Raw genomic sequence first — 24,680 nt, 5'->3', positions numbered from 1 at the left:
CCGCGAATACAAGTTAAGGCCAAAGCGCCGAGCACCAAGCGAGAATAAGGAAAGCGCACCAGCGCCCTCAATTCCGCTTCGCGAGATGAATCCCAGCGAGCATACACCGCACGGACCCACCCGCCATTTCAATGGTCGCCACATCGAGCGGCAACAATTGCGCCGATCGCTCGATCACCCTCCGCTGCCCCACCGAAAGACAATCAACCGCCCGCCGAGAAAGCGCCAGCACACGCCCCTCGCGCCCCGACAACTCAATAGCATTCCCCGCGAAATTCTCAATCTGCGCATTCTCGAGCCCAATCACAGCGCGGCCAGTTTGCGCAAGACGCCGATGAATCTCCTCACGCCGCGCGGCATCGCTAATCATATCGAGCCCAATCATCGCAAAGTCAGTCGCGACGCTCATCATCACGTTGGTGTGATAAATGGGCTGACCATCGCTGCCCGCCGTATCGAAACACATCGGCTCGAAATTAAAGTGCGTGCAAAAGCGTTCGAGCGCAACCGGATCGGCGCGGCGCGAGCGCGCCGTGTAAGCCACGCGCGCAACATGATCGAGCACCATCGCGCCCGTGCCTTCGAGAAAGACATCGTCGTATTCGAGGCCCGAAAAGTCGATCACGTCCTGCACGCGATACTCGGCCTTGAGCATCTCGATCACGTCGGTGCGCCGCTCGCGCCGGCGATTGCCGCTATACATCGGATAAAGCGCGACGTGCCCCCCGTGGTGCGTGGAGAACCAGTTGTTCGGGAACACCGAATCCGGCGTGCTGCGCTCGCCGAAGTCGTCGAAGAGGTGCACCTGTACGCCCGCGTCGCGCAACCGTTGCGCGGCTTCGGTCACCTCGTCGCGCGCCGCCTCGGCAATGGCGTCGGCGGCCGTGGCCTCGCCCGGCGTCGGCATGCACTGAAACGCGTTGTCGGCCGCGGTTTCGGGGTTCGGGTGAAAGCGGTGCGGCCGGATCATCACGACAGCGGACGGCGCCTGAATCGAAAGAAGGCTCATGGAAGGTAGCGAGTGTCGGTCAACGGGAACCAGGCGATGCGGTGCGCTCAATCCGCCAGCACGACGGCTTCAACCACGCTGGCCACGGGCGAGGCAGGCGCCGCTGGCGCGTGGCCGCCAATCAGCCCGAACAGATTCTTGGGGTCCGCGGCGGGCGGAATCAGCGAGATGTCGTCGCCTACGCCATATTGCATCGCGCGCTCATAGAGGTAGCGCAGCGCCGAATAGTCTTCGAGCGCGAAGCCCACCGAATCGAAAATGGTGACCTGCGATGCGCTTTCGCGGCCCGGCACCTCACCCTGCAGCACGCGCCAGAACTCGATCACGGGGAAGTCCGCCGGCAATTGCTGGATCTCGCCTTCGATACGGCTCTGCGCTTCGTATTCGACGATCACGCGGCCCATGCGCACGACGTTCTCGTGCAGCTCGGTCTTGCCAGGGCAGTCGCCGCCGACGGCGTTCAGATGCATGCCGGGCTCGATCATCTCCGGCGTGACGATCGTGGCATTGGCCTTGTCCGCCGTGACCGTGGTGACGATGTCGGCGCCGCGCACCGCGTCTGCCGTCGAGCGGGCGCGCACGATCTTCAGACGCGGAAACGCCGCGAGATTGCGCACGAGCTTGTCGGTCGCCTGCGCGTCGATATCGAACACGCGAATCTCGTCGATGCCCAACAGCGTATGAAAGCCGATCGCCTGGAACTCGCTTTGCGCGCCGTTGCCGATCAGCGCCATCGTGCGCGCGTCGGGCCGCGCGAGCTGTTTCGCCGCCATGACCGACGTCGCCGCCGTGCGCAGCGCCGTGGTCAGCGTCAGCTCGGCGAGGAGGACGGGATAGCCGGTGTCGACGTCGCCGAGCGCGCCGAACGCCATCACGGTATGCAGGCCGCGCTGCGCATTGACGGGATGGCCGTTCACGTACTTGAAGGCGAACAGTTTCGAGTCGGCTACGGGCATCAGCTCGATCACGCCATCGCGCGAGTGGCAGGCGACGCGCGGCGATTTATCGAAATCGGCCCAGCGCCGGTAATCGGCTTCGAGCGCATCGACGAGCTCGCTCAGGCATCGAGGCACGCCGATTTGCGCGATCAGCTTGCTGGTGGCGGGAACGTCAAGAAAGCGGGTCATGAAATGTCTCCTGGGTTGGCTGGACGGCCTGCGGCGCTCGTGCGCCGCGCAATGAGGAGATTATTTCGATGAAGCGCGCCAACAGAAAGCAGGCAAAGCTGGCAAAACGCGCAGCAAACTGGCCACTTTGCCAGGCCCGGCTGGCATCTTGCCCGCGGGGGCGGCCGTTCAGGCCTTGTGCGTCGAGAGCAGGATGCTGGTCTCGGTGTTGGCGATGCCGTCGACGAGGCGGATCGAGGCCAGCACGCGGTCGAAATTCTCGAGCGAATCCGCCTGCAATTCCGCGATCAGATCCCAGCGCCCGTTGGTGCTGTGGATGGCCGCCACGTTCGGATAGCCGCGCAGCGCTTTCACGACGTCGGCGGCGCGGTTGCCCTCGACGGCGATCGACATCAGCGCGCGGATGCGGTGCTTCTCCGCCGAGGGCTTCAGGCGCACCGTGTAGCCGACGATCACGCCGTTTTCCTCGAGCCGCGCGATCCGGTTCTGGACGGTCGCCCGCGCCACCCGCAACTGCTTCGCCAAGGTGACGACGGAGGTTCGGGCGTTGTCGCGCAGCAGCGCAATGAGTTGTCGGTCGACGTCGTCGAGGCTGATCATGTCTTAATTATTCCTGGCGGGAGCGAGAGAGCTGCGAATATGCAGCGAAGCATGGGCTCGCGCCATGCCAACTTGTCAAAATGCCCGCTCCGGTTGGCAATTTGCCCGGATTATCGGCGATTTCGTCGCGTTTGCCACGTTTATGCCGATCCGGCAATGGCCGGCCCCGCAGCGGCACGGCGGAAAACGGCAAAGCCGATTCGCCGAACCCCGCGAAATCTGATAGAACATCGGCCTGGGCTTTTTCGATCAATAACCGCGAGAGACGACGCATATGAACACCCCCCGTCCCCTTGAAATCGCCGTGGAACGGCACCCGAATCCCACGCCGGCCGACGAGATCGCCGCGCGGCTGACCAATCCGGTGTTCGGACGCGTTTTCACGGATCACATGGTCACGATCCGCTGGACGGAAGGCATCGGCTGGCATGACGCGAAGGTCGAGGCGCGCCGCCCGTTCCAGATCGACCCGGCCTGCGCCGTCCTGCACTACGCACAGGAGATTTTCGAGGGCATGAAGGCCTATCGCGGCGAAAACGGCCAGATCTCGCTGTTCCGCCCGCAGGAAAACGCCAAGCGCTTCCGTAACTCGGCCGCGCGCATGTCGATGGCCGACTTGCCCGAAGAGCTGTTCTTGCGCGCCGTCGAGGCGCTCGTCGACATCGACCGTGCCTGGGTGCCGGGCGGCGACGGCAGTCTCTACCTGCGTCCCTTCATGTTCGCCAACGAGAGCTTCCTCGGCGTGCGGGCCGCCAACGAATACATCTTCTGCGTGATCGCCTGCCCGGTCGGTCCCTATTTCAAGTCGGGCAAGTCGGCAGTCACGGTGTGGGTCTCGGACCAGTACACGCGCGCGGCGCCGGGCGGCACGGGCGCGGCCAAGTGCGGCGGCAACTACGCGGCCAGCCTGATCGCGCAGACCGAGGCGTCGACGCACGGCTGCGACCAGGTCGTGTTCCTCGACGCGGCGCAGCACCGCTGGATCGAGGAGCTCGGCGGCATGAACGTGTTCTTCGTGCTCGACGATGGCTCGCTCGTCACGCCGCCGCTGTCCGGCACGATCCTGCCGGGCATCACGCGCGCGTCGATCATCGAGCTCGCGCGCAAGGAGGGCCTCACCGTCAATGAGGCGCCCTACTCGTTCGACGCCTGGCGCGACGACGCCGCCTCGGGCCGCGTGAAAGAGACGTTCGCCTGCGGCACAGCGGCGGTCGTCACGGCAATCGGCAGCGTGCGCCATGCGGGCGGCGAGTTCTCGATCGGCGACGGCGGCGAAGGCGAAGTCACGCGCCGCTTGCGCACGCTGCTCACGGGCATCCAGCGCGGCAAGGTTGCCGACCCGGCAGACTGGGTCTGGAACGTCAAGTCGTAAAGCCTTTTCGGGGGCATGCCCGCGCGCATCGAGCGCGGCAGCGGCTGCTCCCGCACAATACGGGCGACCGGCGCGCCATAGAGCGCGCCGGGTCTGCCCGCCCCCCTTCAGCTACGCAGGGCACCGGCAGCGGTATCGCGCGGGGAATTTAATCAGGAGTCCTCAGCCGAACCGCACGCAATAAACCGGCGGCAAATGCGCGGATATCAGGCGCCAGTTTTCGCCGCCGTCGTTCGAGGTCCATAGCGCGCCGGTCGTCGATCCCATCGCGAGACGCGTGCCTGTATCGTCGACGTCAAGGCCGTGCCGATAGACGAGGTCATAGGCCGGCGCGGGCGGCAACCCGTTCGAGAAGCGCTCGAAAGTCCGGCCGCCGTCACGCGTGCGCGTGACCACGAACTTCCCGTCCACCGGAATCCGGCAGGCGTCTTTCACGGCCGGCACGAACCAGGCGGTGTCGGGTTCGCGTGGATGCACGGCCACCGCGAAGCCGAAGCTCGACGGCTGCGCCTCGATGCGCTGCCAGTGCGCCGCGCCGTCGGTCGAGCGGAAGATCGCGCAGTGGTGCTGCGTCCACAGCGCATCGGGGTTCGCCGCGCATTGCACGACGCGGTGCGGGTCCTGCACGTTGGCGTCGCCGCGCCGCTCGGGCGGCATGTAGTCGGCTTCCATGCCCTCGGAGCTCAGGCGCCAGTTCGCGCCGCCGTCGAAGGTTTGCCAGACGCCGCCGCACGAGATGCCGATCGTCACGTGCCGGCTGTCGCGCGGATCGATCATCACCGAATGAATGCCCGGCGCGTCGTAGCCGCCGCCGAACCATTCGGGGCGCTCCGGGCGGTCCCACAGCGCACGGTTGAGCACCCACGTGTCGCCGCCGTCGTCCGAGCGGAACAGGCCGCCGGGAATCGTGCCGGTCCACAGGACGCCCGGCTCGTCCGGGCCGCCCGCCTCGAGCGACCAGATCTGCTGCAGCGTCCAGGGCGGGGACGGCGGGCGCGGCTCGGCGGCGTCCGCGTTGTCCGTGCCGCTGTCCACGGCAGTTTCGGCGCGGCTTTGCGCGCCGTTGCCTGTGGCCTTGTCCTCACTTGCGCTTGCGCTCGCGCCGTTGCCTGCGCGGGTCTCGTCCGGAGGCTGCGGCGGGTAGACAGGCACCGCGCACTCCTCCCAATCCGTCTGGCCCGCGCGCAGCCGGTGCAGCTTCACGCCGAAGTGGCCGAGATTGAGCGCGGCATAGAGCGTCCCATCGCGCGGATCGGGCAGCACCATGCTCACCGGCTCACCCGCGAAATGCGGCGCGCTGGAAGTCCAGCCGCCCTTGCCATCGTCTTGCAGTACGAACAGTCCCTTGCGCGTTGCAACAAGCAATCGATCGCTCATGTGGAGTGCCTCCTGTCAACCGCACCTGGCGCTCTAGCTGTCGGCCGGCGTGAGTGCTTCAACACTGACTCCGGCCCCATGCAAAGCGCTTGGTGCGACCCATGCTTCGCAGTACGGATCTGCGCCGAAATTAGCCGCCCGACAACGCCTGAACGACATAAACGCGGCTGGCCTCGCCGATCGCATCGGACAGATGCTGCCGGTCGCGCACGGCCCGGCCGTCGATGAACACGGCCAGATGCCGGCGCAGCGCGCCTTGATCGTCGAGGATGTAGCCGCGCAGCCGCGGCTGTGCCGCGAACACGGCCTCCAGCGCCTCGCCCAGCGTGCGCGCATCGATCTCGCGCTCGGGCGTCGCGACATGCCGCTGGATCGAGGCGGCGAAGAAGATGTGGGCCATGGCGGGTGGCGGCGCGGGAAAGGCCCGTCGCCGCCGGTTTTGTAGTTTAGGCGATTTGGCGCGCGTTTCCGCGTGATCGCCGGCGTGGCCCATGACAGCCCGACGCTCGTCCGTGCACAATCACGAAGTACGCACTCGCGAACGACTCATCCTCGCAAGCACAGGACACACAGGAATCTCATGGCCCCCCTGGTCGCCACACTCGCCCTTTTGATCGTTGTCTTTGTCCACGCGAACATTCCCCGCTTCACGCCCTCAGGACCGAAACGGCTCATCGCGCATGCGTCGCTGCTGCTCGTGGGTCTCGGGTTCGGCGTGGTGAGCGCGATGCTGACTGGCTCCGTCGCGCCGCCGTGGGCCGTGATCGCCTGCGGGATGGGCGTCGTTCATGTGCCGGCGCTATGCCTGCTCGTCATCAAGCGCATCAGGCGTTCGAAGCGCAGCTAGCCGCGCAGCCGCTACGCGGGCGTCAAACCTGTTCAGAGTGCATGCGCGGGATCTGGGGCAGATCGGCGTGGGCGGGGTCTTCGAGCGCGGCGAGTATCGCTTCGTGCTCGTCCATGGATTCGGACCAGCGCAGCCAGCCGGCATTGGCGGCGCCACGCTCGCGCCCTTCGGAGACCAGCACCTTCAACGCCTCACGCAAAGGCGTCTTCGAAACGTCGAACGCCGTGCACATGTCTTGCTCGTCGATATGCGCGCCCGGCGGCAGTCGCCGTCCTCGCTCGGCACGCGCAACAAGGTCGGTTTTCTGGGCGGCTTCATGAATCTCGGCGGCAATATCGGCGGCATCCCGGTGCCGGTCGTCGTCGGCGCGATCGTGCAGCTCACTCACTCGACCTTCCTCGCGCTGATGTTCTTCGCGGCGGCTGGCGTTGGCCTGCTGGTGTGCTCGTGCATCATCGATTACGAAAAGGAGATTCTCGTCTGACGCGACTTCCTCACCCGATACCCCGGCACATCGCGTTACTCTCTCAACACCTCATCACAGAGCTATCAACATGGAAAAGCGCACCCTCCTCGGCATGCTCACGCCTTCGTCCAACACCGCGCTCGAGCCGCTCACGAGCGCGATGGTCGTGGGCCTGCCCGATGTCTCGGCGCACTTCGCCCGCTTTCCCGTGACGGAGATCTCGCTCTCGGACCAGGCACTGGGCCAGTTCGACGACTCGAAGATCCTGCAGGCCGCGCAACTGCTGGCCGACGCGAAAGTCGATGTGATTGGCTGGAACGGCACCTCCTCGGGCTGGCTCGGCTTCGAAGCCGACGAGCGCCTGTGCCGCCGCATCACCGAGGCCACGGGCATTCCGGCCACGACCTCCGTGCTCGCGCTCAATGAGATCCTGAAGAAGACCGGCGCCGACGAATTCGGCCTCGTCACGCCCTACCTCGACGACGTCCAGGAAAAGATCGTCGCCAACTACCGTAGCGTTGGCCTGAACTGCATCGCCGAGCGGCACCTGAACCTGAAGGTCAACTTCTCGTTCTCGGAAGTCACGGCGGACCAGATCCGTGAGATGGTACGCGAAGTGGCGGTGGCCAAACCCGGCGCGATCTCGACCTTCTGCACGAACCTGAAGGCCGCGCATCTCGTGCCGGCGCTGGAGGAAGAAACGGGCATTCCCGTTTACGACACGATCTCGACGGTGGTCTGGAAGTCGCTGCAACTCGCTGGCTACGACACGCGCCGCGTGATGGGCTGGGGGCGTCTGTTCAGCGAAGTCGTTTGAGGAAGGGGCCATGCCGAACGATTGGGAGTTGGCCTTTCCTTGTTTTCGCGGCGGGCCGCAAGCGTTGCCCCTGTGCGGGGCAATGCACAGCACGCGAAGCCTTCTGCCGAACGCCACGCGGCGCTCGCGCAAGAGTTGGAGGTGAGCGCCCGCACGCCGGGCACTCCGGGAACGTCGATGGACCCGACCGACCGGCCGAAGCTTTGAGGCGCAGCCGCGCGATGCCTTCGCGCGGCCACCACGAGGCACGCCAGTCAGCCACAAACCACGCAAACCCAAACACGAGCCAACCACGGACCCAATACAGGCCACTACAGCCAGCGCCAGATGCCCGCGACCATGCCGGCAAGCGGCCTGTGCGCCCAGGTGGCGACGAGCCAGACCACGACGCCGCCCGCCAGCGCGTGCATGCCGAAGCCGCCAAGCCGCGCGCGGCCCGCGGCGATGGCTGCGAATGGCAGATAGCTCGTCTTCGCCTCCCACGCGGGCCACTGCTCGGGCTGCAGCCGCTCCTTCTTGCGGTCCTGCAAGGCGGCGCCAACGAGCGCGAGCACCACCATCGCCGCCGCAACCACGATGTTCTTCGGCACCGGATACACGGCGATGTGGCACAGCCCCCACAAGGCGAAGGCCCACATCATCGGGTGGCGCGTCACCGCGTACACGCCGAGCGCCGCTTCCGGAAATGCGCCGGGGCGCCCGCCCGTGGGCAATGCGGGGTTGCGGATCAGCGAGCCCATCAGCAGGATCGACGCGATCAGCATCAGCACCGTCACCACCGCCCAGAGGCCGTCGCCGACCGCCCACAACGACTCGGTCAGCGGAGCCCGGCGATAGGCCACGACCATCCAGCCGAGCGTCGCGAACGAGACCAGCGAATAGACGCCCTGAAACGCGGTCTCGCCGATCGCGCCCACCAAAGGCTTGCGCAACGGATGGGACAAAATGAAGTGACCGCCCACGAAGGCGACTGACGCCGCCACGACTGCGTTGAGGCTTCCCATCGGCTCTGCTCCTCAGGTCATATCGTCGGCAATCCGCAAGGGTCTCATGTGCGAAGACGCGCGTGCGCGGAACCGGCTAGGTGCGCGTTCCGCGTAGCGTATCGAAGATTACTCCTTTATGGGACGCGGCCGCGCATGATGCGTTCATATCACGAGTGCAGCAGGATTTTGGCGGGTCTTGTTAATCTACCACCGCGTCAGTCGCCAATATGCGGCATTGAATCGGTCATAGAGTGAAAGCGGCAAAGCTACCATGTCCTCGTCATCGCCACCGCTGGAAAACAACAGGTATTGATTGACCCAAGTGATGCCAGGAACCGGCGTATGTAACGTCCGCCGCGCGAGCAACTTTCCAGAGGCTGCGTCATAGAGCCTGCCAACGTACTTGGGATTGTCACCGCGATCCCAATCAAGCGTGCATTCTTCGGCAATATAACGACCATCGGGTGATGTGCTGCGAACGCAGCTATAAGCCTGTGAGTCTGCTCGATGCGTAAAGAACATATAACCTAGCGCAATTGCCGTTACTAATATTGCGATCGCTCTCATAGTTGGACTCGTATCGGCGTGCGCAGGCGAAAACGTTTCCGGTCGGAAAAAGAGATTGCCCGATTATTGGGAGAAATTGCAGTTTGCCGCGCTCCCAGGTTGCCTAACGGGCCGGCTCCGGGACTGTTGCGCGCAACCGGAACGCCTTGCCGTCGAAGGCGTACCAGTATGTACCGTGCTCCCTGCTTTCGTCCCGGCTTCCCTGGACAACCAGCAGACAACTATTCGCGTGGTAGGTTAGCGGTTCTGTCACGTCTAACGGCCAGCCTGAAATGGTGAACGGCAAGGACGTAACTCGACCGCTTTTCGTGTCGATAGCTGCAGCCATAATGCAACCGGCTCCACACCCCCATTGCGCAAGGACGAAGTGCCCAGCGAAATTGACCGCGCCTCTAGCGGCCTCCCGTATCGTGCTGTTGTATTCGCGCGACCGTGTATCGAACGTAAGGCGTGGAGGTGCGCGTCTCGCCTCGACCGTTGCGGGACAGTCCTCGAACTTGGGCGGTTGCTGCGCGTGAACGATGCCTGACGCCGTACACAGGAACAGCAACGCGACGGCTTTTAATGGTGTGCGCATGATCTTAATACCAGTGGTGACTTTGCCAGAAATCGCGCGCACGGCGCGCCGTGTGATAACGGCCGTAAATGTAGCGGATTCCGCCCTGGCATTCTTCAACCGCGTTCCCGAATGACGCCTCGCCGTGCGGGTTCAAATCATATTGTGCGCGGAGCAACTGGAACAGGCCGCGCGCCGACGAAGCCCCATTGCGCGCGTTGACGACACCCGATGATTCCTGGGTCATGATCCATAGAAGATCGTTGTAATCCGAAGGTGAAATGCCTTCTTTCTGCATCGCATCCCGTAGTGCAAGTTGTGAACTCAGCGGCACTATACTTACAGATCTCTCCGACCAAGCGTGTTTTGGATGCTTTTTCGGACGATGCGAATGGGTGTGAGTACCGGCCATCAGCGAATCTCCTGTCGTTAACGGAGTCGCCAAGCTATCTCTAACGCACGGCAAACGTTCTGCCCTCGATCAAGCCAGACAAAAAAAACGGGCCTCGAAAATCGAGGCCCGCTTTTCAGAAACAACCGCGCACAGCGCTTAATCCAACGCCTACCGCAGCGCCTTCACATCCGCCGCAGCAACATTCGCGGGCTGTCCACCCCACGTCGCACGCAGATAATTCGCCAGTTGCGAAAGCTCATTGTCGCTGAGCGTGGACGCGAATGCCGGCATCGCCTGCATGTCCTCCAGACCCGCGAACTTCTGCGTATCGATGCCGTCGAGCATCGCCACCAGCAGATTGTGCGGATCGGCCTGACGCACCGTCGAGTTGCCGTTCATCGGCACCGCCACGTGCGGCTTGCCCTCGCCCGCCAGTCCGTGACAGCCCGCGCACACCGCGAGATACACCGAGCGGCCCGCCGCGAGCTGCGCCGCGTCGGCGTCCACGGCCTTCACGGGCTGCGGCGCGGGCGGCGTGTCGCCGAGCAGATAGACGGACAGCGCGCGCACATCGTCCTTGTTCAGGTACTGCGTGCTCAGGTGCACGACCGGATACATCTCGCCGAACGCCGAGCCTTGCGGCGCGATGCCGACGCTGAAGAACGTCTGCAGGTCGGCGGCGGTCCAGCCGCGGCCGGCGAGGCCCGCGGGCGTGATGTCCGGCGCGACCACGCGGCCGAGCGCGGCGCCCGAGAGCGGCTTCGCATCGACGAGCTGGCCGAACACGTTGCGCGGCGTATGGCATTCGGCGCAGTGGCCGAGCGCGTTCGCAAGATAGCGGCCGCGCTGCCAGTCGGCGGACTGCCCCGCCGAGGCATCGGGCAGCGCATCCTTCAGGAACACCATGTCCCACAACGCCATGCCGAAGCGCAGGTTGTACGGGAACTTCAGCTCGTTCTCCCGGTTCGCCAGCGCGACCGGCTTCACCGTCATCAGGTAGGCGTAGATCGCGTCGGTGTCGGCGCGCGAGAGCTGCCGGTACGACGTATAGGGCATCGACGGATAGAGCCGCTTGCCGCGCGCGTTGCCGTCGTGCAGCGCGGCGTAGAAGTCGTCGGCGCTCCAGTTGCCGATGCCATGATCCTTGTCCGGCGTGATGTTCGAGCCGTAGAAGGTGCCATACGGCGAAGCGAGCGGCGCGCCGCCCGCGAATGGCGCGCCGTCCTTCGCGGTGTGGCATGCGGCGCAGTCGGCGGCCCTGGTGAGGTAACGGCCGCGCGCGACCTGCTCGGGCGTGGACGTGAACGCCGCGCCCGACGTGGACGATTCCTCGCGGCCGCAAGCCGCGAGCGTGAGTGCGCAGGCGGCCAGCAGCACGCCATGCGCGAGGCGGTTGAGGAGAGCGCGCTTCATGCCGCGTCCTTCACGAGCCCGGGCGTGCTCATCACCACGTCCTTCACCGCCTCGTAATAGCGCACATAGCCCGTACATCGGCAGATGTGGCCGTCGAGCGCGGTCATGATCGTGCTTTCGACATCGGCTTTAGCAACGGGCTCGCGCTTGAGGCGCTCGAGCAGCACGGTCGCCGCGTTGACGAAGCCCGGTGTACAGTAGCCGCACTGGAAGCTGAAGTGATCGAGAAACTTCTGCTGAATGGGCGAGAGCTCGACCACCTCGCCGGCTTCGTTGCGCTTCGCGTGGCCTTCGATCGTGCGGATCTTGCGGCCATTGAAGAAGTGCGCGCCCGTGATGCAGGTGCGCATTTCCTCGCTCGTGCCGTCCGGCTTGTCGAGGATGACCACGCACGCATGGCAGACGCCCTGCCCGCAGCCGAGGCGCGAGCCGGTCAGGCCTGCGTACTCGTGCAGGAACTCGATCATCATGAGGCCCTCGGGCACCTGCAACGGGCCGACTTCCTTGCCGTTGATGGTGAGCGAGAGCGCTTTCGGCTTGTACTGCACGAGCGGACGCTCAACGGGCGCGGGCGCGGGCGCTGCCGCGCCAGCTTGCGCAGTGGGTTGCGAGTCCGGTTGCGCGGCAGATGCAGCGTCGGGTTGGCTTGCTGCTTGCGCAGCAGCCTGAGAAGCCACCGCGGCGGCGCTGGCGCTGGCCGCGGATGCAGCGGATTGGGCGAGCGTCATGCGAGCACCTCCAGGATTTTTTGCGGGGTCACCGGCAAGTCGGTGAAGCGATGGCCGATGGCGTGCGCGACGCCGTTCACAACCGCGCCCACCACGGGAATCATCACCACTTCGGCAATGCCCTTGGGCGGATCGGTTTCGGAGAGCACCGGCAGCACTTCGCCGGTCTGCGTCCAGACGGCGACGTCCGAGGCGCGCGGTACGTGGTAACGGTTGAAGTTCCAGGTGCCGTTGCCGGGGCCGTCTTCATAGAGCGGCAGATATTCGTGCAGCGCGTGGCCGATGCCCATGGCGACACCGCCCTGCAGCTGGCCCGAGACGAGCTGCGGCGAGATCTGGTTGCCGCATTCCATGATCGAGTGGTGCGTGAGCAGCTCCACCTTGCCCGTGGCCTCGTGCACGGCGAGCTCGACGAGCGTGCCGACCGCGCTGTAGTAGGTCACCGCCGCGTTGTTGCGGCTCATCGGCGGGATGAACACGCGCTTGCGGTCCAGCACGCGATAGCCGTTCGCCGTGGGCGGCAGCGTCGTGGGTGCCATGGCAACGGGCGCGCCCTTGCTTGCCGCCGCGTCCGGGGCGGCGGCGGGCGTGCCGTTCCCGCTCGCGCTGGCCGAGCCATAACGCAGCGAAAGGCCGTCGATCGGCAGGCGCTCGACCGCACCGCCGACATCGAATTCGGCCTCGGCCCATTGCCAGCGATTGAACACGTGCACGACCGCGCCGGTCGCGAGGCCCATCGCGTGGGCCTGTTTCGCGAGCTGCTCGAGCGGCAGCGGCTCGAGGCCGGCTGCCGTGAGCTTGCCGTCCACCCAGCGCGCGTCTTCGATGCGCACGACGAGCGGCGCGGCCTGCCCGCCGCCGATACCCTGCGACCAGATCGACATGGCCGCCGGCCACAGGCCATAGCGGAACACGGCGCGCGCGGCTTCGCGCGTGCTGTGCGTGAAGTAGAACGCGGAATTCGTGGCGCTCGACGGCGAGGCGATGTTGGGCGTCCAGCGCGGATTCACGCTGAACTTGTCCTGATCGGCCTGGCTCATGATGTAGGGGTCGCCGCTCGTGACCATCGGCAGGTCCGGCCAGTCGGTCACGGCCACGCGGATGTCCGCCGCGGGCTTGCCGAGCCACTTCGCCACGGCCACGGCCTGCGAGGTCGACATGCCCGTGCCGATCTCCGCACCCGTGTGATGGAGCGTGATGGCGCCGTTCTCGTCGATCTCGACCTTCGCGAGCGATGCTTCGGACCCCGTACCAAAGTCCTTCTGCACGCAGGCGAAGCCCACACCGTAGCGCTTGCCCGGGTTGGCGGCCTCGTACTCGGCCTTGCGCTTCGCGCGCTGCGTCCACAGCGGATGGGCCTTCGCGCGTTCGAGCACGTCGTCCACCCGGATCGCGCCCGCGGGAATCGCGCCCTGGGTGTTCTTCATACCCGAGCGCAGCGCATTCTTCAGACGGAAATCGATCGGATCGACCCCGAGCTGCGCGGCGATTTCGTCGATGGCCATCTCGGTCGCGGCCATGCTCTGCAGCGTGCCGTAGCCGCGCGCCGAGCCCGCGTCGATCGCGCGCGAGGCGATCGCCACCGTCGCGAAATCGTTCTTCGGGAAGTAGTAGATCGATTGCGCGGCCGTCGCGCCCACCATCGCCACCGAAGGCGAGAAGTTGCAGCGCCCGCCGCCGTTCGCCTCGAAGTCGCCCTTGAACGACTGCAGCAGCCCCGTCTTGCGGTCCACGGCGATGCGGTAATGCATCTTGAACGCGTGCCGTTTCAGCGAGGTCTGGAACTGCTCGTAGCGATCGTTCGCGAAACGCACCGGGCGGCCGTCGCCATAGAGCGCGGCCACGAGCCCGTAGTACGGCACGTTGAAGTGATCCTTCGAGCCGTAGCCCACCGTGTAGCACGGGTGCAGGAATAGCTGCTTGACCGGGTAGTGGCTCTTCGCGGCCATTTCCGCGACCGAGCCCGCGACTTCGAGCGGCGACTGCGTCGGCACCACGAGGTGCAGCGACTGCGTGGCGGCGTCGTACCAGCCGTTCGCGTTGTCGGGCTCGAGCGCGGCGGTGTCGATCGACTGCGTGTTGTACTCGCGGTCGAACACGAGCCAGTCGGCAGACGGATGATCGAGTTCGTCGGCGATCTGGGCGGCGTACGCCATGCCCTGCTCGTCGACCTTGCCGTGCGCGTTGGCGTCCGGCCAGACCGGCAGATGCTTGCGCATCATGCTCGGGAAAATCGGCGCGTCCTTCAGGCTCGAATAGACGTCGTCGTCATACGGCGTCTTGCCGCCCACGCGCACGAAGCGGAAGGTGCCCCACGGGTCGCGTTCGAGCGGCCCGGTCACCGCGCCGTAGCGGATCACGTCGTCGCGGAACTTGAGCAGGTTCTTCGCGAAGCGGAAGCGCGCGAAGTCGTGGTAGATGAGGATGGCGACCGCGTGGCCCAGGTAGGCCGGCGTCTTGCCCGCGGGCAGCAGCATGTCGTCGCCGTAGAACGCCGGGAACGCGACACCGTCGCGCTCGAGGTCCTCGGCGGTGACGATGCGGTCGGGCTTGAGGTCGTCGCCGAGCAGCGTCAGGTCGAAGCCTTCATAGAGGCGGTCGGCCTGGGTCGCGCGCAGGATCAGCGCGTGGGCCTGCTGCTGCGGCCAATGGGGCATGTCCGACGCGCGCACATCGCGCGCGAAGATTTTCGAGCCCGTGACTTTGGCGATGCCATCGATACGGAACTTGGGTGTGCCGTTGGCGGCATCCCATTTGACCGGTGTGAGGAGTTTTTCTTCGAACAGGGCAGCGAATGCGCGGCTGCCGAACGGCGCCACATATACCGCCACGCCCGCCAGCATGCTGGCTTTGAGAAAACCTCGCCGTGACAGGCCGTGGCTTTTCATGAGGGGACCTCCAGGTGCGTGCGCGACTCGCCAAGGCGACAGTTTGTGCCTTGCGGAGCGGCCCGCATTCTGGCATCCGCACCCGCTCGAGCCCATAGCGGTTATCACATGTGGAACTTATTATTGCGCTTATAACCCCGGCGCCATGGGCGCTTGCGGCACGCATGGCTTTGCTGCGTCTTGCACCCGGAGCCTGTTCGAATGCAAGTATGAGCGGATTTTAGCCCGCCTGCGATAGCGGCTGCCCGGGCAATGGCCGGGGGCATTCGTGTCGCACCGTCCGCGGCGCTCGCCGGCTTCGTCCTCGCGAGTAACGGGTCACCCAGAGCGATGGCGATGCCTTTCATCCGTCAATTAATCTGCATGACGAATTAATCGGGCCGACGAGGCGGCCTGGGCGCCCGCTTGTGGCTTTTACCCTTGGCCGTGCCCGCCCGCACCCCGGCCTGAGCCGCAGACATCAGCTCGCGCTTTTCGATGAGAAACGCCATCAACGCCCTGACCTTGGCGGGCATCCGCTCGCGTGAAGGCGCGTAGAAGTAAAAGCCCGGAAACGGCTTGCACCACGGCTGCAAAACCCGCACCAGCGTGCCTTCGGCCAGGTGCTGCCGCACGGCGATCTCCATGTGCTGAATGAGGCCGACGCCCTGAAGCGCGGCGCAGATCATGCCGTCGTCATCATTGGTGGTGAACGCGCCCTGCGGCTCGACCACGAAGGGGCGGCCCTCTGCGTCGGGCGTCGTGAATTCCCAGCGGAAGATCGCGCCGCTCGACGTTTGCCGATAGCAGAGGCAATTGTGCTGGACCAGATCGGCGGGCGTGACGGGCGTGCCATGGCGCGCGAAATAGTCCGGCGCGGCCGCCACGGCCATTTCCAGCATCGGCGTGATGGGCACGGCAATCATGTGTCCCGCGAGGCTCTCGCCCGGCCGAATGCCGGCATCGCAGCCGTCCGCCACGATATTGGCGAGCCCATCGTCCATTACGAGTTCCAGCTTCAGCTTCGGATAGCGCGCGAAAAACTCGGCCAGATGCGGCTCGACCAACATTTTCGCGGCAATGCGCGAGGTGTTCACGCGCAGCAGGCCCGAGGGTTCCGCGTGCGCTTCGCCCACGTTGCGCACCGCGCGCTCGATGGAGCCCAGCGCCGGCTGAAGCTCATCGAGCAGGCGCTGCCCCTCTTCGGTGAGCGACATGTCGCGCGTGGTGCGATAGAGCAGCCGGACGTTCAATTGCTGCTCCAGCGCCTTCAGGTTCTGGGACAGGGCGGCGCGCGACACGCCCATCTCCGCCGCCGCCTTCGTGAAGCTGCGGTGATGAGCAATATGGGCAAACCACGCGAGAGACGGCAGGAGTGAAGGTTCCATCGGCGAGCCGGGTGATTGATTGTTAAGTGGTTTCTATCAGTCTAGTGGCGATTGTGGCATCGCTCAATGCCAAACCGTGGCGAGCCTTTCTCCGCGGGAAAGCATGCTTGAGGCATCCGCAATTTTCGTGCTGGCAAAAATCTCCCACACTTGGCCTCAGCGCCCATTCCCTGCGCCCTGCGGGTTCCATGCGGCGTACCCCGCCACGGACAGCGGCTCACACGGCCCTGCTCCGCAGCGAGATCGACCGCTGGCATAGCCGCGGCATACCGATATCTGGAGACACGATGAACAGCCAACCTTTGGATCTGGGCGGGCCCTCGGCCCGCGATAGCTCGCTCGCTCCGCTCGCCGGCGGCCAGCGCGAAGCGCTCGACCGCGCGGCAACGACGCTCGGCAGCTTCATGGACGAGATGCCCGTGGGCGCGCTGCACCGCTTCGTGGTGTGGGTCGTGGGGATTGGCCTGTTCTTCGACATGTACGAAATCTTTCTCGTCAGCTCGATCGGCTCAGCGCTGCAAAACGAGTATGGTCTCGACGGCCACAGCACCGCGTTCAAGCTGCTGCTCGCTTCGGCGTTCATCGGCATGTTCTTCGGGTCGCTTTGCCTCGGCAGCCTCGCTGACCGTATTGGCCGGCGCCGCGCGTTTCTGCTCACGCTCGTCTGGTACAGCGCGTTCTCGTTGATCGGCGCGTTTTCGGTCAACGCCATCATGCTCGTCGCCTGCCGCTTTCTCACGGGCGTAGGCGTGGGTGCGATCTATCCGGTCGCCGACAGCTACCTCTCCGAGATCCTGCCGAAAGACCGCCGTGGGCGCCTTGCGGCGTGGGCCTATACCACTTCGTATGTGGCCGTGCCGCTCGTGGGCTTTCTCGCCGTCTGGCTCAATCCGCTGCATGTGGGCGCGATCACGGGCTGGCGCGTGATCCTCGCGATCGGCGGACTGGGCGCCGTCTTCGTGCTGACCGTGAAGCATCGCCTTCCCGAAAGCCCGCGCTGGCTGCTCGCGCAAGGGCGCGTGGAGGAGGCGCATGCCACGCTGCGCCGGTTCGCGCAAAGCGCGGGCGTCGCCATGCCCGCCGCCTTTGCGGAATCCGGCGAACGCAAGCACCCGCTGCTGCTGCGCGAGCGCATCGCCCTGCTGCGCCGTGCACCGTACGGCAAGCGCTACCTGATGCTCACCATCTTCCACCTGTTCCAGGGCTTCGGCTATTACGGCTTCGGCACGCTCGCCGGCGTCGTGGTGAAGAGCCGCGGCTTCGACGTGACGGGCAGCACGCTCTTCGTCGCGCTCTCGTTTCTCGGCTACCCCATCGGCTCGTTGCTCTCCGTGCCGCTGCTCAACTGGATCGAGCGGCGCACGCTCGTGATCGCCTCGCTCGTTGCAATCGCCCTGTTCGGCCTCGGCTTCGCCTATTCGAACCACATCGGCCTGATCGTCTTGTTCGGTGTCCTGACCACGTGCGCGTCGAATGTGTTCAGCAACGCCTACCACGTCTACCAGGCTGAGATCTTTCCCGCCAGCGTGCGCTCGACGGCAATCGGCAGCACCTACTCGCTCTCGCGTTTCGTCAGTGGCGCCCTGCCGTTCATTCTGCTGCCCGTGCTCAACCAGCACGGCCCGCTCGCGATGTTCGGCGTGATTTCCGCCGCCCTCGCCATTGTCGCCGTCACGCTGCGAACGCTCGGGCCGCTCACCACGCGGCGCAGCCAGGACGAGATCAATCCTGTCTGACGCTCACACCTGCCGCCGCTCCCGTGTCATGGGCCGTGCGCCACGCCTCGCGTGGCCACGGCCCGCGTGCGTTTCAAGTGCGCGCTAGGTGCGCGCCGACATATAGTCGAACAGGCTCAGGACATCGGAACTCAACGCACTGCCCGCCTTCACCCCGACCCAGAGCGTGCGCGTCGCCCACGCATCACTGAGTTTCACTTTGGAAACACCGATCTTGCCGCGCTCGTCGCTGACCGAATCGCGCGGCAGGACGCCGATGCCCAGGCCCGCCTCGATCATGCGGCACACGCCATCGAAGTTCGACGCCTGAATGCGCAACTTGAGCGAACGCTCGACGGCGAACGCCGCATCGGTCATGCGCGCGAGCAACGAACTGCCATCGCTCAAGCCCACGTAATCTTCGTCGAGCGTATCCGCGAAGCGGATGATGTCCTGCTGCGCGAAACGATGCCCCTGCGGCACGAGCAGCACCAGTTCGTCGCGCCTGTAGAGACGCCGCTCGATGCCCTGCGCGGGCACGTTCTCGGCGAACACGCCAATGTCGGCTTTGCCCGAGCCGAGCGCCTCCACGATCTCGTGGCTCAGGCGCTCTTCGAGACTCACCTTGATGCCCGGATGGCCGTTGAGAAAGCCCGCGAGATCAACGGGCAGGAACTGCACGATCGCCGAGGTATTGGCCCACATGCGAACGTGCCCGCGCACGCCGGCGGCGTAGTCGCCCATTTCGTTCGCCATGCGGTTGACCTGGTCGATGACACGACTCGCATGCTCGAGCAAGGCGAGACCGGCCGGCGTCAGCTCCACGCCGCGCGCGCGCCGGATGAAAAGCGCGCAGTCCGTGACGCTTTCGAGCTCCGCGATGCGTTTGCTGACCGCGGAAAGCGTGAGCTGGCCATGCTCGGCCGCCTTGGTCAGGCTGCCATGCTCCGCGACGAGCAGAAAGACCCGCAGCGACTGCAGATCGAAATGAAGCGGATTGACCATGGTGGATACGCTGGAGGAAAAGCCGTTTGAAGTGGCCATTGTGCGGCATCCGTGACGCGCGCGAAAGTAGCCGGCCGCAGGGTATGCGGCCATCGCGTCCAGATGCGCAAAGCGGTGTCGTGAAGGACCGCAGGCCGGCGGAGAATGAAAAAGACGCGCACACGGCGCGTCTTTGTGCGGGCAACGAAAGCGACAAGCCCCGCGCAATGCGGCGAGGCACCGATCGAGAAAACGAGAAAAGTTATTCCCCGATCGGAAACGTCGCGTGCCGGATCGTCAGATCAGCTCCGAGATCTCGATGAGATTCAGATCCGGGTCGCGCACGTAGACCGAGCGGATCTTCTGCGTCGCCCCCGTGCGCTCGACCGGCCCCAGGACAATCGGCCAGTCGAACTTGCCCAGATGCGCGATCACGTCGTCGAGCGGCACCGCTGCGATGAAGCACAAATCGAGCGCGCCCGGCGCCGGCACATGCGCCTTCGGCTCGAACTCCGAGCCGCGCACGTGCAGATTGATCTTCTGGTTGCCGAAGCGAAACGCGATCCGGCCCGCGCCAAATGTCTCGAGCTGCATCTGCAGTACCTCGGTGTAGAAATGCTTCGTGGCCTCGGGGTCCACGCAGGTCACCACCAGATGGTCGAGGTGATCGATCAGTGCCATGCTTCGCTCCTTAAAGAAATGCGCGTTGCTCCGGCATGTCCTGCGCGCCGGCGGGCAACGGATGAAGGTCCATTCGGCGGCCGGCCTTGAGGATCTGGCTCGGCACGTCGTGCCCGATCAGCGCCGGCAGACGCGCGGCTGCCTCGAGTACGGCCGCAAGATCCACGCCCGTGTCGTAGCCGTCCAGTTCGAGCATGTGAACGAGCTCTTCGGTGCAGACATTGCCGGTCGCGCCCGGCGCGTAGGGACACCCGCCCAGGCCGCCGAGCGAGGCGTCAAAACGCACGATACCCGCATCGAGCGCGGCAAGCGTGTTCGCGAGCGCCATGCCGCGAGTATTGTGGAAATGCAGCGTGAGTTCCAGTGCGCCGAACGCCTCGCTCGCGCGGGCGCACAGTGCGCGAACCTGGGCCGGATGCGCCATGCCGGTTGTGTCGCAAAGGGTAAAGCCGTTCACGCCGCGCTCCGCGAAGCGCTGCATCCATTCGAGCACCGTTGCAGTGGGCACGTCGCCCTCCATCGGACACCCCATCGCCGTGGAAAGCGACACGTTGATGGCCACGCCGGTGCCGCGCACGGCCTCGATCACATCGGATAGCTGTGCGAACGACTGCTCGCGCGTCATGCGCAGGTTCGTGCGATTGTGGCTTTCGCTCACCGACATCACGAGGTTCACCTCACCGACGTTGCACGACAGCGCACGCTCCGCGCCGCGCACGTTGGGCACCAGCACCGTGTAGACGACGCCCGGCGCGCGCGCGATGCCGTGCATCACGGCCTCGGCGTCGCGCAGCGCGGGTATCGCCTTCGGCGAGGTGAACGAAGTCACTTCGATCTTCGCGTAGCCGCATGCGCTCAACTGGTCGATGAGCGCGATCTTGTCGTCGGTGTCGATGAACGCCGCTTCATTCTGGAAGCCATCGCGCGTGGCGACTTCGTTCAGATACAGGCGCTTCGCCTGGGTGGCCTGTTTGGTCTCTTGTGTCATTGCCTTCGTCTCCGTTCAGATCACACCGCGTGCACGCCATGCTTCACGCGTCGCGGCATCCACGCCAATGGATTCGAGCACGGCGTCCGTGTGCTCGCCGAGCGTGGGCGCGCTACGCTCGATGACGCCAGGCGTGGCGTTCAGCTTCGGCACGATGCCGGGTACGCTCACCGGCGTGCCGTCGGGCAGCGTGTCTTCGACGATCATCTCGCGTGCCTGATAGTGCGGGTCGGCGGCAATGTCCGCGACGTCATAGATGCGCCCTGCCGGAATGCGCGCTTCGTTGAGCGCGGCAAGCACCTCGTCGAGCGTGTGGCGCGCGCACCAGTCGCCAATCGCCACATCGATGCGCTCGACCTGGGCCACGCGCCCGTCGTTCTGTGCGAGCGCCAGATCGCTGCCGAGGTCCGGCCGCTCGATCAACTCCATCAAGCGGCGGAAGATGCTGTCACCGTTGCCCGCGATCAGCGCGTACTTGCCGTCACTGCAGCGGTACGCATTGCTCGGCGCAATCCCGGGCAGGCTGCTGCCGGCCGGCTGGCGCACCGCGCCGAACACCGAATACTCGGGCAACAGGCTCTCCATCATGTTGAAGACGGACTCGTAGAGCGCGACGTCCACGACCTGGCCCTTGCCGCCGTGCTGCTCGCGTTGGCGCAGCGCAAGCAGCACGCCGATCACGCCGTGCAGCGCCGAAAGCGAATCGCCGATCGAAATGCCCACGCGCACCGGCGTACGCCCCGGCTCGCCGCTCAGGTGACGCAGGCCACCCATCGCCTCGGCGACCACGCCGAAGCCGGGCCGGTCGCGATAGGGCCCGGTCTGTCCGTAGCCGGAGACGCGCAGCATGATCAGTCCCGGATTGATCGCGCTGAGCGCTTCCCAGCCGAGCCCCCAGCCTTCGAGCGTGCCGGGACGAAAATTCTCGATCAGCACATCGGTTTCCGATACGAGACGGCGAATCACGTCCTGACCTTCGGGCGAGCGCAGATCGAGCGTGAGCGACTGCTTGTTGCGTGACTGCGCGGCCCACCAGACCGAAGTGCCTTCATGCAGCAGGCGCCATTTGCGCAACGGATCGCCGGTGCCCGGCGGCTCGACCTTGATGACGCTCGCGCCGAATTCGGCGAGCATTTTCCCGGCGAACGGGCCTGCGATGAGCTGCCCGAGTTCCAGCACGCGGATGCCGGTGAGGGGACGTGACATGGCTGTCTCCAGAATGGTTTCGACTCTGGACACCATGATGAGCCCGATCGTGCGCGTTGATAATCGACGGTTGCTCAATCTGGCTTGATCAAATGGAAAGGCTGGGCGGCGCCGAGCCGTCCCGCATGGCGCGCGTAGCGGGAACGGGGGCCGCCTATTTCCTCATCGGAAAGTCGAGTGTCGCAATGAGCAAGCCGCGTGGGCCCGGCGCGCTCCACAATGCGGCCTCGTCGTACGCCAAGGCCCAGCGCGCCGTTTGTTTCGCGCGTTTCCGCTCCCGCTCATTTTTTTCGCGTCCGCCCATGACCCGCTCCGCCGCGCCAACCCAGATCGTCTTCCTCGACCGCGCTACGCTCCCGCCGCAAACGCGGTTGCGTCCCTTGCCGTTCGAGCATGTCCTGCATACGTTCGAGCGCACGGCACCCGCCGAAGTCGCGCAGCGCATTGGCGACGCCGAGATCGTCATCACCAACAAGACACCCATCACGGCGGCGGCGCTCGCAGCGGCACCCCGGCTGCGCATGATCGCGGTGGCCGCCACCGGAACGGACAACATCGACCTGCAGGCCTGTGCGGCACGCGGTGTCATCGTCAGCAATATCCGCGACTATGCGGTGCACACGGTGCCGGAACATGCGTTCGCGCTGATCTTCGCGCTGCGACGCAGTCTGCTGGACTATCGCGAGGCCGTGCGCGCCGGGCGTTGGCTCGAATCGGGTCAGTTCTGTTTTTTCGATTTTCCGATCCGCAACCTGGCCGGCTCGACGCTGGGAATCATCGGCGCCGGCGCGCTCGGGCGCGCGACGGCCGCCATGGGGCGCGCGCTGGGACTGCGCGTGGTATTCGCCGCTCATGAGACGCAGAAGGATCACGAGAGTGGCACAGACTCGGACGACGAGTGCATGCCGCTCGACGCGCTGCTCGCGCACAGCGACATCGTCTCGCTGCACTGCCCGCTCACGCCCGCGACGCGCCACCTGATCGATGCGGACGCGTTCGCGCGCATGGCGCGCCGCCCGCTGCTCATCAATACCGCACGCGGCGGGCTCGTGGATGAAGCGGCGCTAGTGCAGGCGCTGCAGTCCGGTCAAATTTCGGGGGCAGGTTTCGATGTCGTGTCGGAGGAACCACTGCCGGCCACGCACCCGTTTCAGGCGATACTCGCGCACCCGGGTTTCATCCTCACGCCCCACGTGGCATGGGCCAGTGACGAGGCCACCCAGGCGCTCGCCGATCAACTGATCGACAACATCGCCGGCTTTTACGCCGGCCAGCCACGTAATATCGTGCGGCCGCACTGATCACGAAACCGGCGTTTCCTGCCGGAAACAAGCGACAGATGACGAGCTGTTGCCGCGACACAAATGACAAGGGGCCCTTGTGGGCCCCTGCAATGGCTCCCAGTCTTTCAGACTTGAAAGCCAATCTCCGTCATGACGCTCACGCCATTGCCGGCTGCGCTGCAAACCATTCATCGACGGATTGACGCGCCTTGTGCTCCACCATGCTGACCACCATCAGCACGTCGATCTTGAGTTTGGGAAACACAAGCTCCACGCCAGGCAGTGCGACGCCGCGCACTTCATCCTCTGCCCCGTTGATTTCCGCGCGGCACAGCCATTGCGTGTCCGTCGCGTCCGCTTTCGTATCGACATTGATTTGAAAGCCTCGGTATTCGATCGCCATTACACTCTCCGCTACCTGTCAAAACGTAAACATTTCATCGCTAAATTGCGACGAAATCGGGAATATAGCACTGCTTCGCAATCCGTTCAGTGACGCGGGCACGCGTGGCAAAAAAAGAATTTTTGTATTGCATTCAATGGGCATGTGATGGCTGGCGCATGCGCCAGCCCACGATAGACAGCGATATGCCCGAAACAACCGCTGCAAGCGAAACGTAATAGGCGGGGGCCAGCGTATCGCCGGTCCAGTGAATCAGCAGCTCGGCGATAGTGGGCGCGAAACCGCCGAACAGCGTCACGCCGAGGCTATACGCGATCGACAATCCGGCCGAGCGCATCCGCACCGGAAAGATCTCGGACATCAACGCGGGCATCGGGCCCGAATAGGCGGCCTTGAAGATGCCCGCCGCCCCCTGCAGCACGAGCAGCCATCCGAGCGTCGGATGCGCCTTGAGCAGTGCAAACATGGGGTACGTGAGCGCCGCCAGCAAAACCGACGTGGTGAGCATGATGCGCAGGCGTCCGATGCGATCGGACAACGCGCCCATCACGGGCGATTGTGGGGGGTGTTAGATTGATACTTTTAGGACTGCTGCACCGGTTTATCTATATCTGTTCACGAAGTGAACTGACTAGCTTTTGTGATTGGGGTTGGGGTAGATTTTTCACATCATTTCATGATGTGAAACCGCGGCCCGAGAAATTACATTTTGTAATGTTTTGCTCAGAATTGAGTCGGTGCGCATTTCGGGCGGACCGACGAAGTCAGCGTGCGACTACAAGATCATGCCGCGGATAAGTGGCGCACCTTAGGCGAATCACATTCATCACATTAATACTCACATCAGCACGATAACGTCCCCTTCACAAACGGCACCTCCGCTCCGAATGGTTTTTTGAAGCGCGA

Annotated in this window: 24 protein-coding genes and 2 pseudogenes; 6 read left to right on the top strand and 20 right to left on the bottom strand. The window is 64.9% G+C overall.

Annotated features, from left to right (window positions below; translation table 11 throughout):
- Window positions 1-67 precede the first annotated feature (67 nt).
- The 4 genes from ctlX to BO1_RS59740 form a co-directional block, all read right to left on the bottom strand.
- A complete protein-coding gene (gene ctlX, locus BO1_RS37520; protein ID WP_028221964.1) occupies window positions 68-1,009 on the bottom strand; it encodes a citrulline utilization hydrolase CtlX in 942 nt (313 codons plus the stop codon).
- Between the two features lie 47 nt (window positions 1,010-1,056).
- Window positions 1,057-2,136 (bottom strand): ornithine cyclodeaminase, encoded by a 1,080-nt coding sequence (locus BO1_RS37515; protein ID WP_028221963.1) that lies wholly within the window; start codon window positions 2,134-2,136, stop codon window positions 1,057-1,059.
- Between the two features lie 168 nt (window positions 2,137-2,304).
- Window positions 2,305-2,736: an Lrp/AsnC family transcriptional regulator gene (locus BO1_RS37510; protein WP_028221962.1), complete on the bottom strand. Its 432-nt coding sequence runs from the start codon at window positions 2,734-2,736 to the stop codon at window positions 2,305-2,307.
- A gap of 7 nt (window positions 2,737-2,743) precedes the next feature.
- Complete coding sequence (locus BO1_RS59740) at window positions 2,744-3,010, bottom strand: hypothetical protein (RefSeq protein ID WP_156992620.1); 267 nt, start codon at window positions 3,008-3,010, stop codon at window positions 2,744-2,746.
- Between BO1_RS59740 and BO1_RS37505 the strand changes: the two genes are divergently transcribed.
- Window positions 3,011-4,108: a branched-chain amino acid aminotransferase gene (locus BO1_RS37505; RefSeq protein ID WP_028221961.1), complete on the top strand. Its 1,098-nt coding sequence runs from the start codon at window positions 3,011-3,013 to the stop codon at window positions 4,106-4,108.
- Between the two features lie 162 nt (window positions 4,109-4,270).
- Here BO1_RS37505 and BO1_RS37500 read toward each other — a convergent pair whose 3' ends face one another.
- Window positions 4,271-5,485, bottom strand: coding sequence for a WD40/YVTN/BNR-like repeat-containing protein (locus tag BO1_RS37500; protein ID WP_028221960.1), 1,215 nt, complete (start codon window positions 5,483-5,485; stop codon window positions 4,271-4,273).
- Window positions 5,486-5,615: 130 nt separating this feature from the next.
- Entirely contained in the window at window positions 5,616-5,885 is a 270-nt protein-coding gene (locus tag BO1_RS37495; protein ID WP_028221959.1) for a MoaD/ThiS family protein, read from the bottom strand.
- 180 nt (window positions 5,886-6,065) lie between these two features.
- Here BO1_RS37495 and BO1_RS37490 point away from each other — a divergent pair, with 180 nt between their 5' ends.
- A complete protein-coding gene (locus tag BO1_RS37490) occupies window positions 6,066-6,332 on the top strand; it encodes a hypothetical protein (RefSeq protein WP_028221958.1) in 267 nt (88 codons plus the stop codon).
- Window positions 6,333-6,354: 22 nt separating this feature from the next.
- On the opposite strand, the gene BO1_RS37485 is transcribed toward BO1_RS37490, so the two are convergent.
- Window positions 6,355-6,564 carry a hypothetical protein gene (locus tag BO1_RS37485; protein ID WP_028221957.1) on the bottom strand — a complete coding sequence of 70 codons (210 nt, stop codon included), beginning with the start codon at window positions 6,562-6,564 and terminating at the stop codon, window positions 6,355-6,357.
- A 36-nt stretch (window positions 6,565-6,600) separates the two neighbouring features.
- On the opposite strand from BO1_RS37485, the pseudogene BO1_RS37480 reads away from it, so the two are divergent.
- Both BO1_RS37480 and BO1_RS37475 read left to right on the top strand, forming a co-directional pair.
- Window positions 6,601-6,816: pseudogene (locus BO1_RS37480) on the top strand (MFS transporter); the annotation flags it as partial.
- A gap of 70 nt (window positions 6,817-6,886) precedes the next feature.
- On the top strand, window positions 6,887-7,615 hold the full coding sequence (locus BO1_RS37475) for a maleate cis-trans isomerase family protein (RefSeq protein ID WP_028221955.1): 729 nt from the start codon (window positions 6,887-6,889) through the stop codon (window positions 7,613-7,615).
- A 311-nt stretch (window positions 7,616-7,926) separates the two neighbouring features.
- Here BO1_RS37475 and BO1_RS37470 read toward each other — a convergent pair whose 3' ends face one another.
- From BO1_RS37470 to BO1_RS54390, 7 genes are all read right to left on the bottom strand, one after another.
- Window positions 7,927-8,619 carry an NnrU family protein gene (locus BO1_RS37470; RefSeq protein WP_028221954.1) on the bottom strand — a complete coding sequence of 231 codons (693 nt, stop codon included), beginning with the start codon at window positions 8,617-8,619 and terminating at the stop codon, window positions 7,927-7,929.
- A gap of 186 nt (window positions 8,620-8,805) precedes the next feature.
- Entirely contained in the window at window positions 8,806-9,168 is a 363-nt protein-coding gene (locus tag BO1_RS59735; protein WP_156992618.1) for a hypothetical protein, read from the bottom strand.
- Between the two features lie 581 nt (window positions 9,169-9,749).
- Window positions 9,750-10,136: an aggregation-promoting factor C-terminal-like domain-containing protein gene (locus BO1_RS37465; RefSeq protein WP_043288219.1), complete on the bottom strand. Its 387-nt coding sequence runs from the start codon at window positions 10,134-10,136 to the stop codon at window positions 9,750-9,752.
- Between the two features lie 150 nt (window positions 10,137-10,286).
- Window positions 10,287-11,531 carry a cytochrome c gene (locus BO1_RS37460; protein ID WP_028221952.1) on the bottom strand — a complete coding sequence of 415 codons (1,245 nt, stop codon included), beginning with the start codon at window positions 11,529-11,531 and terminating at the stop codon, window positions 10,287-10,289.
- A complete protein-coding gene (locus BO1_RS37455) occupies window positions 11,528-12,259 on the bottom strand; it encodes a (2Fe-2S)-binding protein (protein WP_028221951.1) in 732 nt (243 codons plus the stop codon). Before BO1_RS37455 ends, BO1_RS37460 begins: the two co-directional genes overlap by 4 nt.
- Entirely contained in the window at window positions 12,256-15,147 is a 2,892-nt protein-coding gene (locus tag BO1_RS37450; RefSeq protein ID WP_028221950.1) for a xanthine dehydrogenase family protein molybdopterin-binding subunit, read from the bottom strand. Before BO1_RS37450 ends, BO1_RS37455 begins: the two co-directional genes overlap by 4 nt.
- A gap of 371 nt (window positions 15,148-15,518) precedes the next feature.
- Window positions 15,519-16,514 carry a LysR family transcriptional regulator gene (locus BO1_RS54390; protein WP_043288218.1) on the bottom strand — a complete coding sequence of 332 codons (996 nt, stop codon included), beginning with the start codon at window positions 16,512-16,514 and terminating at the stop codon, window positions 15,519-15,521.
- A 287-nt stretch (window positions 16,515-16,801) separates the two neighbouring features.
- Between BO1_RS54390 and BO1_RS37440 the strand changes: the two genes are divergently transcribed.
- Window positions 16,802-18,250 carry an MFS transporter gene (locus BO1_RS37440; protein WP_028221949.1) on the top strand — a complete coding sequence of 483 codons (1,449 nt, stop codon included), beginning with the start codon at window positions 16,802-16,804 and terminating at the stop codon, window positions 18,248-18,250.
- A gap of 84 nt (window positions 18,251-18,334) precedes the next feature.
- On the opposite strand, the gene BO1_RS37435 is transcribed toward BO1_RS37440, so the two are convergent.
- From BO1_RS37435 to BO1_RS37420, 4 genes are all read right to left on the bottom strand, one after another.
- Window positions 18,335-19,234 carry a LysR family transcriptional regulator gene (locus tag BO1_RS37435; protein ID WP_028221948.1) on the bottom strand — a complete coding sequence of 300 codons (900 nt, stop codon included), beginning with the start codon at window positions 19,232-19,234 and terminating at the stop codon, window positions 18,335-18,337.
- 276 nt (window positions 19,235-19,510) lie between these two features.
- Window positions 19,511-19,894 carry a VOC family protein gene (locus BO1_RS37430; protein WP_028221947.1) on the bottom strand — a complete coding sequence of 128 codons (384 nt, stop codon included), beginning with the start codon at window positions 19,892-19,894 and terminating at the stop codon, window positions 19,511-19,513.
- Window positions 19,895-19,904: 10 nt separating this feature from the next.
- Window positions 19,905-20,882 (bottom strand): hydroxymethylglutaryl-CoA lyase, encoded by a 978-nt coding sequence (locus BO1_RS37425; RefSeq protein ID WP_043288216.1) that lies wholly within the window; start codon window positions 20,880-20,882, stop codon window positions 19,905-19,907.
- 15 nt (window positions 20,883-20,897) lie between these two features.
- The gene (locus tag BO1_RS37420; RefSeq protein WP_028221945.1) at window positions 20,898-22,088 is read right to left on the bottom strand and encodes a CaiB/BaiF CoA transferase family protein; all 1,191 of its coding nucleotides are present in this window, start codon (window positions 22,086-22,088) and stop codon (window positions 20,898-20,900) included.
- 302 nt (window positions 22,089-22,390) lie between these two features.
- Here BO1_RS37420 and BO1_RS37415 point away from each other — a divergent pair, with 302 nt between their 5' ends.
- Window positions 22,391-23,389 carry a D-2-hydroxyacid dehydrogenase gene (locus BO1_RS37415; protein ID WP_028221944.1) on the top strand — a complete coding sequence of 333 codons (999 nt, stop codon included), beginning with the start codon at window positions 22,391-22,393 and terminating at the stop codon, window positions 23,387-23,389.
- Between the two features lie 139 nt (window positions 23,390-23,528).
- Here BO1_RS37415 and BO1_RS37410 read toward each other — a convergent pair whose 3' ends face one another.
- Both BO1_RS37410 and BO1_RS37405 read right to left on the bottom strand, forming a co-directional pair.
- Window positions 23,529-23,774: a hypothetical protein gene (locus tag BO1_RS37410; protein WP_028221943.1), complete on the bottom strand. Its 246-nt coding sequence runs from the start codon at window positions 23,772-23,774 to the stop codon at window positions 23,529-23,531.
- Window positions 23,775-23,907: 133 nt separating this feature from the next.
- Window positions 23,908-24,330 (bottom strand): annotated as a pseudogene (locus tag BO1_RS37405) (MFS transporter); the annotation flags it as partial.
- Window positions 24,331-24,680 lie beyond the last annotated feature (350 nt).

Origin of the sequence: Paraburkholderia oxyphila NBRC 105797, from assembly GCF_000685075.1 — a bacterium.
Lineage (GTDB): Bacteria > Pseudomonadota > Gammaproteobacteria > Burkholderiales > Burkholderiaceae > Paraburkholderia > Paraburkholderia oxyphila.
This window is presented reverse-complemented; position numbering and strand designations above follow the sequence as displayed.